The organism is Bacteroides sp. HF-162, assembly GCF_015679285.1.
In the GTDB taxonomy this organism is placed as follows: domain Bacteria; phylum Bacteroidota; class Bacteroidia; order Bacteroidales; family Bacteroidaceae; genus Bacteroides; species Bacteroides uniformis.
The window spans coordinates 2,530,043-2,545,283 of sequence record NZ_CP064937.1; the positions used below are offsets into that span (position 1 = coordinate 2,530,043).

14 protein-coding genes and 2 pseudogenes are annotated in these 15,241 nt (G+C 43.3%); 10 read left to right on the forward strand and 6 right to left on the reverse strand.

Annotated elements, in window-relative coordinates; all coding sequences use genetic code 11:
- Position 1: 1 nt before the first annotated feature.
- From ITJ87_RS10230 to ITJ87_RS10255, 6 genes are read left to right on the forward strand one after another with little or no spacing between them, the layout of a single operon-like run.
- Positions 2-1,555: an SLC13 family permease gene (locus ITJ87_RS10230; protein WP_117965430.1), complete on the forward strand. Its 1,554-nt coding sequence runs from the start codon at positions 2-4 to the stop codon at positions 1,553-1,555.
- Between the two features lie 21 nt (positions 1,556-1,576).
- A complete protein-coding gene (cysC, locus tag ITJ87_RS10235) occupies positions 1,577-2,182 on the forward strand; it encodes an adenylyl-sulfate kinase (RefSeq protein WP_005836053.1) in 606 nt (201 codons plus the stop codon).
- Positions 2,183-2,188: 6 nt separating this feature from the next.
- Entirely contained in the window at positions 2,189-3,100 is a 912-nt protein-coding gene (cysD, locus tag ITJ87_RS10240) for a sulfate adenylyltransferase subunit CysD (protein WP_005826557.1), read from the forward strand.
- A gap of 40 nt (positions 3,101-3,140) precedes the next feature.
- Positions 3,141-4,604, forward strand: coding sequence for a sulfate adenylyltransferase subunit CysN (gene cysN / locus ITJ87_RS10245; protein ID WP_117965428.1), 1,464 nt, complete (start codon positions 3,141-3,143; stop codon positions 4,602-4,604).
- Positions 4,605-4,659: 55 nt separating this feature from the next.
- Complete coding sequence (locus tag ITJ87_RS10250) at positions 4,660-5,766, forward strand: sulfotransferase (RefSeq protein WP_117965426.1); 1,107 nt, start codon at positions 4,660-4,662, stop codon at positions 5,764-5,766.
- 25 nt (positions 5,767-5,791) lie between these two features.
- Complete coding sequence (locus ITJ87_RS10255) at positions 5,792-6,757, forward strand: PCMD domain-containing protein (RefSeq protein ID WP_034525516.1); 966 nt, start codon at positions 5,792-5,794, stop codon at positions 6,755-6,757.
- A gap of 74 nt (positions 6,758-6,831) precedes the next feature.
- Here the strand turns inward: ITJ87_RS10255 and ITJ87_RS10260 are convergent, their stop codons facing one another.
- The 4 genes and pseudogenes from ITJ87_RS10260 to ITJ87_RS10275 form a co-directional block, all read right to left on the reverse strand.
- Complete coding sequence (locus tag ITJ87_RS10260) at positions 6,832-7,584, reverse strand: YjbH domain-containing protein (protein WP_057256766.1); 753 nt, start codon at positions 7,582-7,584, stop codon at positions 6,832-6,834.
- 127 nt (positions 7,585-7,711) lie between these two features.
- The gene (locus ITJ87_RS10265; protein WP_196096220.1) at positions 7,712-8,836 is read right to left on the reverse strand and encodes an OmpA family protein; all 1,125 of its coding nucleotides are present in this window, start codon (positions 8,834-8,836) and stop codon (positions 7,712-7,714) included.
- Positions 8,837-8,878: 42 nt separating this feature from the next.
- Complete coding sequence (locus ITJ87_RS10270) at positions 8,879-9,796, reverse strand: DUF3869 domain-containing protein (protein ID WP_117967090.1); 918 nt, start codon at positions 9,794-9,796, stop codon at positions 8,879-8,881.
- A 13-nt stretch (positions 9,797-9,809) separates the two neighbouring features.
- A pseudogene (locus tag ITJ87_RS10275) lies at positions 9,810-10,793 on the reverse strand (hypothetical protein); the annotation flags it as partial.
- Between the two features lie 864 nt (positions 10,794-11,657).
- Here ITJ87_RS10275 and ITJ87_RS10280 point away from each other — a divergent pair.
- Positions 11,658-12,662 carry a site-specific integrase gene (locus tag ITJ87_RS10280; protein WP_229135121.1) on the forward strand — a complete coding sequence of 335 codons (1,005 nt, stop codon included), beginning with the start codon at positions 11,658-11,660 and terminating at the stop codon, positions 12,660-12,662.
- 496 nt (positions 12,663-13,158) lie between these two features.
- Here the strand turns inward: ITJ87_RS10280 and ITJ87_RS10285 are convergent, their stop codons facing one another.
- Positions 13,159-13,311, reverse strand: coding sequence for a hypothetical protein (locus ITJ87_RS10285; RefSeq protein WP_226791237.1), 153 nt, complete (start codon positions 13,309-13,311; stop codon positions 13,159-13,161).
- An 18-nt stretch (positions 13,312-13,329) separates the two neighbouring features.
- On the opposite strand from ITJ87_RS10285, the pseudogene ITJ87_RS18685 reads away from it, so the two are divergent.
- A pseudogene (locus tag ITJ87_RS18685) lies at positions 13,330-13,521 on the forward strand (site-specific integrase); the annotation flags it as partial.
- A gap of 81 nt (positions 13,522-13,602) precedes the next feature.
- Complete coding sequence (locus ITJ87_RS10290) at positions 13,603-14,220, forward strand: FAD:protein FMN transferase (RefSeq protein ID WP_005825771.1); 618 nt, start codon at positions 13,603-13,605, stop codon at positions 14,218-14,220.
- A 98-nt stretch (positions 14,221-14,318) separates the two neighbouring features.
- Here the strand turns inward: ITJ87_RS10290 and ITJ87_RS18690 are convergent, their stop codons facing one another.
- Positions 14,319-14,429 carry a helix-turn-helix domain-containing protein gene (locus tag ITJ87_RS18690; RefSeq protein ID WP_229031962.1) on the reverse strand — a complete coding sequence of 37 codons (111 nt, stop codon included), beginning with the start codon at positions 14,427-14,429 and terminating at the stop codon, positions 14,319-14,321.
- Between the two features lie 439 nt (positions 14,430-14,868).
- On the opposite strand from ITJ87_RS18690, the gene ITJ87_RS10300 reads away from it, so the two are divergent.
- Positions 14,869-15,174, forward strand: a complete 306-nt coding sequence (locus ITJ87_RS10300; protein ID WP_005859437.1) for a hypothetical protein — start codon at positions 14,869-14,871, stop codon at positions 15,172-15,174.
- Positions 15,175-15,241 lie beyond the last annotated feature (67 nt).

A 15,241-nucleotide genomic window follows, 5' to 3' on the forward strand; every position in this document is an offset into this window, starting at 1 on the left:
TATGACATTTGAGATATTGTTTGTACTATTGGCATTGTTGGGTATGGTGATTGCCTTGGTTCTGGATAAAATGCGTCCGGGCATGGTGCTCTTTTCTGTCGTAGTATTGTTCTTGTGTGCAGGCATCCTTACTCCTAAGGAGATGTTGGAAGGGTTCAGTAATAAGGGGATGATGACTGTTGCCATGCTGTTTCTTGTCAGTGAAGGCATCAGGCAGTCGGGTGCTTTGGGGCAAATAATCAAGAAGCTGCTTCCGCAGGGTAAGACTACAGTCTTTAAAGCGCAGTTCCGCATGTTGCCCACCATTGCCTTCATTTCAGCTTTTCTAAACAATACTCCGGTGGTTGTTATCTTTGCTCCCATTATCAAGCGTTGGGCTGAATCGGTAAAATTGCCTGCTACCAAGTTTCTTATACCTCTTTCATACGTTACAATACTTGGTGGTATCTGTACATTAATAGGCACATCAACCAATCTGGTGGTGCATGGCATGATATTGGAAGCCGGATATGAAGGTTTCACTATGTTCGAGTTGGGCAAAGTAGGAATTTTCGTCGCGATTGCGGGTATCCTTTATCTGTTCGCTTTCTCCTCAAGGCTTTTGCCGGATGTTCGTACGGATGCGGTAAAGCTGGATGAGGAGCCGGAGGAGCATGGAGATTTGCATCGGGTGGAGGCTGTACTCGGCGCCCGTTTTCCCGGTATCAACAAGAAACTTGGTGATTTTAATTTCAAGCGGCATTATGGGGCCGAAGTGAAGGAGATTAAGCGTAGCGGTCAGAGCATTGCCGGAAATCTGGAAAATGAATATCTCCGCGAAGGGGACACGCTGGTGGTGATGGCTGATGACTCTTTTATAAAGACCTGGGGGGAATCTTCGGTGTTCGTGTTGCTGGCCAATGGCAAGGATACGGAACCGGTGCCCGGAAAGGGAAAGCGCTGGTTTGCCTTGGCTTTGCTGATATTGATGATAGTGGGGGCAACGGTCGGTGAACTTCCGGCTGTCAAGGAAGCTTTCCCGGAAATCAAGCTGGATATGTTTTTCTTCGTTTCCATTACTACTATCATTATGGCCTGGACAAAGATATTCCCGGCCCGCAAGTATACCAAATATATATCTTGGGATATTCTGATAACGATTGCTTGTGCTTTTGCTATCAGCAAGGCGATGGTGAATTCCGGAGTGGCAGACGCTGTGGCGCATTTCATTATAGGCATGAGCCATCATTATGGCCCCCACGTGTTGCTGGCTGCTGTGTTTATCATAACGAACTTGTTTACAGAACTGATTACGAACAATGCGGCCGCGGCACTCGCTTTCCCGTTGGCACTTTCCATCTCTTCACAGATGGGAGTCAGTCCGATGCCTTTCTTCGTTGTAATTTGTATGGCGGCTTCTGCCAGCTTCTCCACTCCTATAGGGTATCAGACTAATTTGATTGTACAAGGTATCGGTAACTATAAGTTCACGGATTTTGTACGCATCGGGTTACCTTTGAATATCATTACTTTCCTGATATCCATTTTCTTGATTCCTTTAATTTGGCCATTTTAAAAAAAGAAGAAATAATAACATATGGAAGAAAACAACCACATATATCCGATATTTGACAAAATGCTGATGCGGAAAGACAAAGAAGACTTGTTGAAGCAGCACAGCGTGATGGTTTGGTTTACCGGTTTGAGCGGCTCCGGCAAAAGTACGATAGCCATTGCCTTGGAGCGCGAACTTCATAAAAGAGGATTGCTTTGCCGTATCCTGGATGGTGACAACATCCGCAGTGGCATCAACAATAACCTCGGTTTTACGGAGGCCGACCGTGTGGAGAATATCCGGCGTATAGCCGAAGTTTCCAAACTCTTTCTTGATACGGGTGTTATAACAATCGCGGCTTTTATCAGTCCTAATAACGATATTCGTGAAATGGCGGCTGATATTATCGGACAAGACGATTTTCTGGAAGTTTATGTCAGTACCCCGCTTGAAGAGTGTGAACGCCGTGACGTGAAGGGACTTTATGCCAAGGCACGTAAGGGAGAAATCAAGAATTTTACAGGTATTTCCGCGCCTTTTGAGGAACCGGCTCATCCGGCTCTGACGTTGGATACCTCTGTTCTCAGCCTGGAAGAATCGGTCAATAAACTGTTGGAACTCATTTTACCAAGAATTCAGAAGAAATAAGATATAATGAAAGAAGAATATAAATTGAGCCATTTGAAGGAACTCGAAGCAGAGTCCATTCATATTATCCGTGAAGTGGCAGCGGAGTTTGAGAATCCGGTGATGCTGTATAGTATCGGCAAGGATTCTTCGGTTATGGTGCGCTTGGCCGAAAAGGCGTTTGCTCCCGGCAAAGTGCCGTTCCCGTTGATGCACATCGATTCCAAGTGGAAGTTTAAGGAGATGATACAGTTCCGTGACGAGTATGCCAAGAAGTATGGTTGGAACCTGATAGTGGAAAGCAATATGGAAGCTTTCAATGCAGGTGTCGGACCTTTTACGCATGGCAGCAAGGTGCATACGGACCTGATGAAAACGCAGGCTTTGCTCCACGCATTGGATAAGTATAAGTTTGATGCGGCATTCGGTGGCGCTCGCCGCGATGAGGAGAAGTCACGCGCCAAAGAGCGTATTTTCTCCTTCCGTGACAAGTTCCATCAATGGGACCCCAAAAACCAGCGTCCCGAATTGTGGGATATTTATAATGCCCGGGTACATAAAGGAGAGAGTATCCGAGTATTTCCGTTAAGTAATTGGACGGAGCTGGACATCTGGCAATATATACGTTTGGAAAATATTCCTATTGTGCCGTTGTATTTTGCCAAGGAACGTCCTTGTGTGGAGATTGACGGAAATCTGATAATGGCGGATGACGACCGCTTGCCTGAACAGTACCGCGACCAGATAAAGATGCGTATGGTGCGTTTCCGTACGCTGGGTTGCTGGCCGTTGACCGGTGCTGTGGAAAGCGATGCCGATACCATCGAGAAGATTGTCGAGGAAATGATGACCACCACCAAGAGTGAACGGACGACCCGTGTCATTGACTTCGACCAAGACGCAAGCATGGAGCAGAAGAAGCGCGAGGGATACTTCTAAAGGAATTAAAAATTAAGAATTAAAAATTAAATCATTAAGGATGAACGATTCTACACTTGATATAAAGGCTTTTCTTGATAAGGATGAGCAGAAAGACTTATTGCGCTTACTGACTGCCGGTTCTGTGGATGACGGAAAATCCACATTGATAGGCCGTCTGTTGTTCGACAGCAAGAAACTATATGAGGATCAGCTGGACGCACTGGAACGCGACAGCAAGCGCATGGGAAATGCCGGCGACCACATTGACTACGCCCTTTTGCTGGACGGCTTGAAGGCAGAGCGCGAACAAGGCATCACCATCGACGTGGCATACCGCTACTTCTCGACCAACAACCGTAAGTTTATCATTGCCGACACTCCGGGACACGAGCAGTACACACGCAACATGATTACCGGAGGCTCTACGGCTAACCTGGCAATTATTCTGGTGGATGCACGTATGGGTGTCATTACGCAGACGCGCCGGCATACTTTCCTGGTGTCGTTGCTTGGCATCAAGCATGTGGTGCTTGCTGTCAATAAGATGGACCTGGTGGATTTCTCCGAAGAACGTTTTAATGAGATAGTCGATGAATATCGGAAGTTTATAGCTCCATTGGGTATTCCTGACGTAAACTGCATTCCGCTGTCAGCTTTGGACGGGGACAATGTAGTGGAGAAATCGGAACGTACTCCTTGGTATGAGGGTATTTCACTTCTTGACTTTCTGGAGACGGTACATATTGACAACGATCATAATTTGAAGGATTTTCGTTTCCCGGTTCAATACGTCTTGCGCCCCAATCTTGATTTCCGTGGTTTTTGCGGCAAGGTGGCTTCGGGTATTGTTCGTAAGGGAGATGAAGTGATGGCATTGCCTTCCGGTAAGAAGTCGCATATCAAGAGTATAGTTACATACGATGGAGAGTTGGATTACGCCTTTCCGCCCCAGTCCGTCACCTTGACTTTGGAGGACGAAATAGATGTGTCGAGAGGGGAAATGCTGGTACATCCGGATAACCTGCCCGTCATGGACCGCAATTTTGAAACGATGCTGGTTTGGATGGATGAAGAGCCGATGGATATCAACAAATCATTCTTCATCAAACAGACCACCAATATAAGCCGTACCCGCATCGACAGCATCAAGTATAAAGTGGATGTCAATACGATGGAGCATCTTTCCATTGACAACGGAAAGTTGAGCAAGGAAACATTGCCGATGCAGCTCAATCAGATTGCGCGCGTGGTGCTGACCACTGCCAAAGAGCTTTTCTTTGACCCTTATCGGCAGAATAAGGCTACCGGTTCGTTCATCCTGATAGACCCGATAACCAACAATACCAGTGCTGTAGGTATGATTATCGATAGGGTGGAGGATAAGGAGATGCACTTGTCCGAAGATCTGCCTATACTGAATTTGCCTAAGCTGGGTATAGCTCCCGAACATTACGAAGCCATAGAAAAGGCTGTGAAGGAGTTGGAGCGCCAAGGCATTGCAGTGGTTGTGGAAAAAGAATAAACAGCTTTTTGATAGAGTGGGAGAGAAACTGTAATATATTAATATATAGACTATAATGGGACTATTAGAATTCAACAAGCTTCCTATAAACACATTGGTAGGCGCAGATTGGAAAACATTCAAGGATATAACGGGCGGTCGTGACATCGGTGCTGCCTACAAAGGCAAGTATCGGCTGACAAAAGCTGTCTGCCGCCTGCTGTCCACTTTGGCTCCTCTGCAGGACAGATGTTATGAAAAGCTCCTGGCAGATAAGCCCCTGGAGCATGATCCGGTATTCATTTTGGGACATTGGCGTAGCGGGACTACGTTTGTGCATAATGTTTTCTCCTGCGACAAGCATTTCGGCTACAACACGACATACCAGACTGTATTTCCGCATCTCATGATGTGGGGGCAGCCTTTCTTTAAGAAGAACATGAGCTGGCTGATGCCGGACAAACGCCCCACGGACAATATGGAGCTTGCCGTCGACCTTCCGCAAGAAGAGGAGTTTGCTTTGGCAAATATGATGCCCTACACCTATTATAATTTCTGGTTCCTGCCCGAATATCAGCAAGAGTATGCCGATAAATATCTGCTGTTTGATGATATTACAGAGAAAGAACTGAAAGTGTTTGAGGAGACTTTCGTCAAATTGATAAAAATCTCTCTTTGGAATACGAAGGGAACTCAGTTTCTTAGTAAGAATCCGCCTCATACGGGACGTGTGAAAGAGCTTGTCAAGATGTTCCCCAATGCTAAGTTTATCTATCTGATGCGTAATCCTTATACTGTTTTCGAAAGCACACGTAGTTTCTTTACTAACACCATTCAGCCGTTGAAGTTGCAGGATATCAGTAATGAGGAGCTTGAGAAGAATATTTTGTCCATTTATGCCAAACTGTATCATAAGTACGAAGCGGACAAGACATGCATTCCTAAAGGAAACTTGATAGAGGTGAAGTTTGAGGACTTCGAAGCGGATGCAATGGGAATGACTGAACATATCTACAAGGCTTTGTCCATTCCGGGCTTTGCAGAGGCACGTGCCGATATTGAAAAGTATGTAGGCGGAAAGAAAGGATATAAGAAGAATAAATACAAGTATGATGAGCGTACAGTGCAGTTGGTTCAGGATAACTGGAATTTTGCGCTGGAACAGTGGAAGTACGATTTATAATGATTGTCAATTATTAATGAGAGAAATGATTCAAAAGAAAGTTCGTATATTGGGAATGCTGTCTGCCATGCTCTGTTGCGGAGCAGTTTCTGCACAGCAGCACGAGGTAGAGATGATTCCTTTCGGAAATATGGATCAATGGATTGACCGCCAAATCAAGGAATCCGGTATTATTGGCGGTGCCACGAAGAATGTATATGCCATCGGGCCTACTGCTACTGTCACCGAGACCAAGGCATACAAGAATATGGGAGGTTCGCCGTGGGCGACATCCAATGTGATGGCCCGGGTAGCCGGTATCACGAAAACCAATACTTCTGTTTTCCCGGAAAAGCGAGGGGATGGTTTCTGTGCCCGTATGGACACCCGTATGGAGAGTGTGAAGGTTTTTGGAATAGTGGATATCACGGTGCTGGCTGCCGGCTCCATGTTTCTGGGTGAGGTGCACGAACCTATCAAGGGGACCAAGAATCCGCAGAAAATGCTGAATTCCGGCATACCGTTTACAAAGAAACCTATCGCCATACAGTTTGATTATAAAGTAAAGATGTCCGACCGCGAGAAGCGTATCCGTGCAACGGGCTTTAGCCGTATCACAGATGTTGAGGGAAAGGACTTCCCGGAAGTGAATCTGTTTCTGCAAAAGCGTTGGGAAGATGAGAAGGGAAATATCTATGCCAAGCGTGTAGGAACGATGGTCGTACGATATTATACTACTACCGATTGGCATAATAATGCCACTTATTCCATCATGTACGGTGATATCACCGGTGACCCTGCATACAAGGCCCACATGATGCGTCTTCAGGTTGAAGAACGCTATGCAGTTAACAGTAAAGGAGAGAGTGTGCCTATTAAGGAGGTTGCCTGGGGGACGAAGGACGATGTGCCCACTCATTTGCTGTTGCAATTCACCTCTAGTCATGGTGGTGCTTATATAGGTTCTCCTGGCAATTCGCTATGGATTGACAATGTAAAATTGGTCTATTAGAATAAAAGCAGTTAAAGTTGATGTCATACTTTAGCTGCTTTTTTTATGGAGTCAACGAGACTTTGACTTACTTCTTATTTCAAATGAATTTTGTATGTCAGCCCTCCCGTGAAATATTTCATCCTCTGCATTTCGACCTGCACATGCAGATGCTTGAACAGCAGATAAGTGGCTCCCAAAGCAAAGTCCTTGGAGTCGTACTCCGCTATCACCCTCAACTGCGGATGGAAGGTGGGATTGTAGGTGACACCCAGTGCAAAGCCATTCAGTTTGTACTCCTTGCGGTTGTTGTAAAGGTAGGAAAGATGGACACCGATCTCCTCCTTACCCACAACGGGTATATGCTTGGAGGCGGCAATATAGAAACGGCTGTAATAGCCGTTACCTTCCGTGGTGCCTACCTGGCCGCCGCCGGAGGAAGTGAACGGGTCGGACGTCCCCAGCACGACAGCCGGCATGTATTTCCAGAACTGCCCCTCCTTCAACACACGCAGACGGGCGGAAAAGTAGCGGTCCTGGTTCGTGAACCCGCTATACCCGTATGGCTTCAATCCCAACGCCTCCGCCTTGAAGAGCGTACACGTGTAGGCCACTTCCAGAAAGGGGAAGATGGTGACGTTCAGGAAATAGTTGTAGGTATGATAGTACCAGGTGGGCGGTGTGAGCTCCTTGTTCAGGAAGTTGCCGCCGACCATGAAAGTCTTGTCGCGCTGCATCTCTGCAGAGGGCGCATGCAACAGCCCGGTTGTACCATACGTCAACTGGGAAAAGGCCGAAAGGGAAAGGCTGCAAAACAGAACGATAAAGAATAGCTTAAACTTCATCATCACATATAAATTCAGTCGCTGATAAAAAATGGGTTGCTTTATAACATACATCGGACATAGTACCAAAAAAAGGCGTCTGAGTCCCAGACGCCTTCATTTTTAGAGTCTATTTGTCACTTGGAGTGTATTATTCCAGGATAACTACGCGGTTCAGGAAGTTCTTGCCGAACATGTTTTCAGTACCACCGAATCCTACGAGTTCAAGCTGGTCCTTGTCAACACCCTGAGCAATCAAAGCGTCGTAAACAACCTGGGCACGCTTTTCGGACAGCTTCTGGTTCCAAGAAGCGCTACCGGTAGCCTTGTCAGCATAACCTGCAACTTTGTACTTCTTGTCCGGATTAGCCTTCAGAATCTTGGCAGCCAGTTCGATGTTAACCTTGCCATAGTCGTCCAGACGGGCGCTGCCAATCTTGAAGAAGATGGCACGCGGACCGGCAACTTCAACTTCCTTGGTCACTTCCTTAACTTCAGGTTTAGCGTTGGCCAGTGCATTCTTGCAGTTAGCCAGGTCAGCCTGAGCCTGAGCCAGTTCACTTCTATATCTGTTGATTTCCGCATTGACTGCGTCTTCGTCAATCTTAGAAACCGGAACGAACTTCTTACCGCCGAAGATGTAGCTAACACCTGCGGTCAGCATACCTGTACCTTCAGCCTTGCGATGGCTGCTGATATTACCGAAAATGGACGGAGCGATGGCACCGCGAGCTTCTACGTCAATGGCCCACTTGGTGTTGATATTGAACTTCAAGCCCAAACCGGCAGAAGCACCTACACGTGCTCTAGCCTTTTCATCTCCATCAGGAATCATTGTTCCATCGTTTTGAATCAGCACATTTGCTGACTTTGCAACAGTTACTTGAGGACCCAAGAATCCATAAACTTCAAAGAAACGGTTAGGATTAACGCCTGCGAACAATGTAGAAAGATTGATCATTGCATCAATGTTACCACCAAAGTACGTCTTATTGTGTTCCCAATATGAGTTATCCAGACACAAGTGCTGAGTAACGCCATTGAACTGGGCACGTACACCCCATGTCGGAGTAATCAACTTACCAACTGATACGCTGAAATGCGGAGCCAATTTATTGAAACCATCATTGTTGATAGCGTGGACACCACCACCTACACTCACGAAAATATTATCGCTCCATTTCGGAGTGTAGTAGTTCGTTTTTTCTTGTGCATTCAGATTTGCTGCACAAGCGCCTGCTAATAATAAGGAGGCTATTACTAATTTACTTTTCATTATTCTTTTAGTTTAAAATTAAAATAATAACTAAAACTATTATTATTCAGTAGCACCGTCACCACCACCGGCATTGTTACCATTGCCATGACCGTGACCATGACCATGTTCAGTTGAAGTAAAGACTGGATCTACAACAGTCTTAACTACCTTCTTAATCTTTACATTAGGAATAGTGTACAGTTTGCCATCCACCACTGTAGAGATTGTATTATCAGAAGTTTCGTATTCTGTAGTAGTCTTCAAAGTTACAATAGTATAAGCAGGAACTGTTACTTTCTTAGTATAAGTTACATCTGTGATACCCGGGCTATATGATTTAACCAATGCTTTCAACACCTTTTTTACTTCATCATCAGACAATCCTCTAGTTATAGGCATAGCATCAATCGATGCATTTACAGCAGCAATATTAGTAACTTCTTGTCCAACTTTTGCTGTATATGGCAGATCCATTTCTTTTTCTTTACTACTTGTATTTTCACCACCTTTTTGTTCTCCTCCAACTTCACTAGGGGTAATAGTTTCCTCATCCTGATCAACAACAACATCTTCAGCAGCATTCAGTTCTTGTTGCAAGAAAATACTTACCGGAATCAAAGCAAATTGTCCTTTATTCAAAGCAGGAACAGTAGCTTGGCCTTCTCCAGACAGATACTCGTCTTTTGTAGCTGCAAAAGTTCTTGTTGCAGCAGCAATCTTTCCATCTGAACCAGCTTCAATTACGAAAGGATTGCTAGTAATAGCAGCACCATTTTCTGTAATGCTTGCACCATTTATGATAGAACCATCTGATAAATCATATACAGTAATAGCAACAGTAGCACTTGCAGGGTCCAATTCTACAGGCGCAACATTGAATTCTTCTTTTTCGCAGCTTGTGAACATCACACTTGTCAAAGCCACTGCCGCCAATGCTAATTTAGCATTTACGCCACTTAAAAAAATTTTCTTTTTCATCTCAATTAATTAATTAAAAATTTAACAATTCTGACTTAATAAAATATGGGTTAAAACTATTTCTTTCCATTATATTATCACTTGCTTCTGCCTTATAGTCCTTATAATAATACCTTTCATTACCCGCATTATAAGCAATGCCCATGTTAGTAGAAGTATTCACACGTGGGATATGCCCCCTTCTTTTATATTTGTAAGGAGGCAATGCCACTTGAAACCGAAATCCTCCATTTGCTTTGGCATGCTCCGCCTTCATCGCATAAAAGCCTATCGAACAATAGCGGAAATGACGGATCATTTCAAACCGAACCCCCTTTTCCTTCAACAAATACTGTTCAGCCTTCAGTGTGAACAGTGTATTAAATCGTGGCCAATAGAAATTTCCACCCAAAGACCACGTCATACGCCATAATGAAGGATCATATTGGAACCTAAATCCGTCCCAACGTCCAGCTCCCGTATATCCTATTCTTGCCAACAAAGAAAAACGTTCATCTTTAAAGGGGCGAAAGAAATCTACATCAGCACCATATCGGTTACCACTAAAATAGCCTACAGAGAATTTACCAAAAACATTATAAGGCAACCTGAAACGTTGTGAAAGAGTTAGGAAACCCGGATGAACCTTTCCTTCCCGAGCTCCATATCCATCATTATAAACCGGTATCTTCACTTGTGCTGTGGCTTTCATCCCCTTCCATAACGAAATTTCTATTGCAGGGCTCAAATCAAATAGAATTTGATAAATCTGCGTAATAATCACGTTCTTGAAAGAGAATTCCGGATACACCAATACATCAATCTTGAACAAAGAACTATTTTTCAACTTTATTTTTCGTGCATTTTTCCAAGTATCACCCAATTCATAGCTTACATTCCAGTCATCACGTTCTGCTTGGAGCACCGAATCTCCCTTTATGGGATGATAATAAAGAGAAATCTGGGGTACATTATTATCCAGAACTATTATGCGGCATGACTTTTCTTCCGGTACACCTGCTAATAAATGGGCTTTCTATCTAAAACACAGACGATCCTTGGCTTCTCTCTCTTTGTTTGTCTGCTGTTGCATAGGGGATTAATGACGCCTAACGGCCATGAACAACTCTGCTAATGGTCGTCAAGCGATTGCTTTATGGCCGTAAGCAGGGTTGTTCATGACTGTTAGGCGTCACTAACCCCAAGACTTTTCGGATGAAGTACGTAGCCTACATCTATTGTGGATAGGGCGCAAATGTATTGTACAACAACTTAAAGGACATTAGACGGCATTATTCATAGCCATGAGTTAGAAATCATCCGCTTGAATGGCTCACTCTACCGGTACCTTTCATAGTCCCTGCGGAATGATGCGTCCTACCGCCCAACTCGATATCCACCGATTTCGTAGAAGAGCAAGCTCGAAAATGCAGGAAAAACGAACTGATTGATTTATGTAGCTCTTACGTAATATTATGCTAGTAAACAGGTGGTTACTGCAAAACCTCGGCGTTTCAGGCAGGTGGAAGCAAAATTTGCTTCCACCTTTTCGGCTTGCTTCCACCGCAGGGCAAATGCCGATGGATAGGGGAATGCAGAAGGTGGGTGGAAGTGTAGAAGCAAAGTGATGGAAAATAAATTTCCAGAGAAAGTTTCCGCCGCCATAGCAATAGCCACACTCTTGATAGTTTAATTGTTACTGGCTTATTATTATATTTGTTCTTTCAGTAACGCTGTGCCCTATACTGTAAATGTTTGATAGTTAATAAGGTAATTATAAAAAAAGACAAGAGTGATAGAACATGAAAGCAATTTGTAGGATTGATTTTTGTTACTGCTTTGTTACTACTAATAATAAACTGTATGTTTTTATTTAAAGAATATGAAAAAGCAATTGAATTTAAAAGAGCCAATAAAGGTGAGAACAAAAAAATTGGTTAATGGATGCCAATCCATATATCTGGATATTTATATGAATGGAAGGCGGCAATACGAATTCTTAAAGTTGTATATTATCCCTGAACATAATCAAGCTGATAAAAAAAGAAATGTCGAGACGCTAAATTTGGCAAATGCGATAAAGGCTCAGAAGATTTTGGAAATATATAATCAAACTTACGGATTTAATCATAACAGATTGTCCAATATGAAGCTGACTGGCTATATGAAATTAATAGCAGAACAAAGTGTGAACAATAGAGTACGGAAAAGTGCCATACATGCCGTTGTATGCCATTTGGAAAGATATACTCCGAATGGAATATTGCTAAGGAAGGTGGACAAGACTTATTTGTTGGGTTTTATAGATTACTTGAAGAAAACAAAACAAGAACATTGTAAGAAGGAAAAGACATTGCATGTTAACACCCAATTCTATTATTTGAAAACGCTGCGCTACTGCTTGAATAGGGCCGTCTCTGAAGATTATATAACTGTTAATCCGATGAATAAGATAAAGAACGAGGACAAACCAAAACGTAATCGAACAGAAAGGGATTATCTTACTATAAAGGAATTGACCAGATTGGTTCATACTCCTTTTTATAATACCTTATTAAGGAAAGCATTTTTATTCAGCTGTTTTTGTGGGTTGAGGCATTGTGATATTATTGCATTGAGATGGGAAGATATACGCTATGATGAAAATGGCAATGCACTATTGAGTATTATTCAGAAGAAGACGAAAGAAGCCATATCGCTTCCACTCTGTTCGGAAGCCATAAAACATCTGCCAGACAGAGGAAATGCACCAGAAACGGAAAAGGTGTTTGCCGGATTGGTCTCACTGGGGAGAAGTAATGCAATTTTACATAAATGGGTTGAACAAGCTGGGATATCAAAGCATGTAACATTTCATACAGCGAAACACAATGCTTTTGCTATCTAACTGAAAATTAAATAGTTCTCTTGTTATTTTTATTTAATAGGTAACTATTTAGAAACGAGCGAAATTCAGCGGCTTGTTTCATCTTGCATACATTCAAAGGACGTTTTTGTTATGCAAAAATAAGGTTTTCAAGTGAGAAAAACAAAATATCCTTAGGCTTTATCTCCTAAAAACTACCAGTAATGGGGGGCTGGAAAACAATCCTCCTTTTGAAGATATTTCTCTTCTTTTATGTACATATCCGCGTATGCTTTGCGGAACAAATGTCTTTTTCTATTATTAATATTCATCATTTCCTTTTTTGCCAAACGCATCTTACTATCAGGTCTGTCCTTTTTTCTATAGTTGTGTCCCTGGCATAAGACTGTCCTGCCGGGTTACGGGTATGGAAGTGTTCCTCTTCCCCTTTGTCTGGCGGTTGCATCTCAAAGGTTCATCCCGGGCAAGGCAGCCGGTAACACAAGCAGGGCGGTCCGTCGGAGTCCACGTAATAATTTCACATTTTCTGTGTTTCTTTCTGTAAGGCTTCCTTCAGCGTCTGCTTGTCCAGTGTTTTCTGTTTCGACATGAGCAGCTGCAGGGCGCAACGGCGCACCACGTTGGTTATGGAAAGAAAGGTAAAAATAATAAAAGAATTGATTCGCTTCAATAAAAATCCAGTTTTTTTCATATCGGACATTATACCTTTGTTGTTTCGGGTATATTAAAAGGCGTGCCATAAGAAACTTTACAAAAGTATTAGGACACAAAATCAATCTTTTCTATGCAGATATATGCTGAACTGATTAACCCAAAGGTCGGAGAAGATACGGACAAAATTTTCGATAAGATTAGTTTCATATATCGCTTAGCTAATTAGAAATGTATTCTACATAGAGATACACTTGGCACAAAAAACATCGTAAGATATATAACTTGATGCAATCCTTTCCGCACAGCCATGCAAGCGTCGGAACAAACAGGCGGGATATTTGACGTAACTTGTGCACCGCTTATCAACCTGTGGGGATTTGGCTTTACAAAGTTTGACAGCATCACTCCGCAACTCGTAGACAGTATCCGCCACTTTGTAGGCTTCCGAAAAGTGCGTTTACAGGGCAACCGTGTGATGAAAGACGATCCCCGCATCCTGCTCAATTTCTCGGTGCTCGGCGGCGGTACTATCTGTAACATAATCGCGTGTTTGTTCGACCGCAAAGGCATATCGAACTATATGATAGACATCGGCGGCGAAATGATAGCGAAAGGAAAGAACCCGCAAGGGTGGAATTGGTGCATTGGCATTGTCAGACCGAAGGATGACAGTACCGGAACAAACTCCGAGCTTGAACAAATTGTGCAACTGTCGGAACGGCTGGGACTCGCAACTTCCGGCAACTACCGTAATTTCTATCTGAAAGATGGAAGGAAATACGCTCATGCCATCAATCCGATAACAGGATATCCGGTTCAAAAGGATATATTGAGTGCTACAATTATTGCCCATCAGTGCATGCTTGCTGATGCCTATGCAACGGCCTTTATGACGTTGGGGAGCCGCAAAGCCCGTCAGTTGTAGAAAGAGCATCCGGAAATTGACAATTTCATTATCTATACGGACAGTTGCGGAAACTACCGGACAGAGTACTCGCCGCGAATGAAAAGGTATCTGGCAGATTAATGTTTTCTATATTCCTGCGGAGTAGAGCCGGTGAACCGTTTAAAGAATTGGGTGAAGAACGCCGTATTTTCAAATCCCAGCGAATGGGCTATCTCCTTTACGAACATATACGCAATTACTTCGGCGTGAAAGTGACAAAGGGAGTCGCTTTCCAGTTTATGGTGAACAACCTGTTGAGCAAGGAGTGCGGCTATCGTTCGATAACATTCATGGTGAAATTGGATATTACTTTTTAACAGTAGAAGGATAATAACCAGGAGCCGTAATGGAGAGATTACTTTCGTTACGACTCCTTTCGCATGCCGTCTGCATGATTTTAACGTCTCAACTCTCTTATTCACAGTCGTTAGACCATGTGTAGCCATGTGTATCGCATTCCACATCATTGTAGAAAAAATGCCCATCAGACATTTGCATTATGCAATATGAATAATTCATAAGGGTCTGTTTTACAGCAATATGATAAATATCCATTTATTTGGCACGGTGATTGTCTATTCTTTAGCGTAAGACGATAAGATGTTTAACAATTTAATAATTAGCATTATGAAAAAGGTATTGTTTGCAGTAGCACTGGTAATGGGATTAGGTAGTTCAGTAGCATTCGCTAACAACATGGCATCAGATGTTGAAATCGTTGCAATGGTGAACGAGTTTAAACCGATTGATATAAAGGAACTCCCGCAGGCAGTTCAGGACGCCATCAAGAAAGACTATGCTGAATCCACCATTAAGGAAGCAGCCGTAGAAGTGGCAGAAGATGGCGTAAAGACTTATAAAGTAACTTTGGTTGATGCCGTCGGAACCGAAAGCGTTGTGTTTTTCAACGAAAAAGGTGAAATGCTGAAATAATTCTGAATGGTTATTTAGGATAACAGTTACATTTGCACATAAAATAAACAAGGCTGTCTCAAATAAA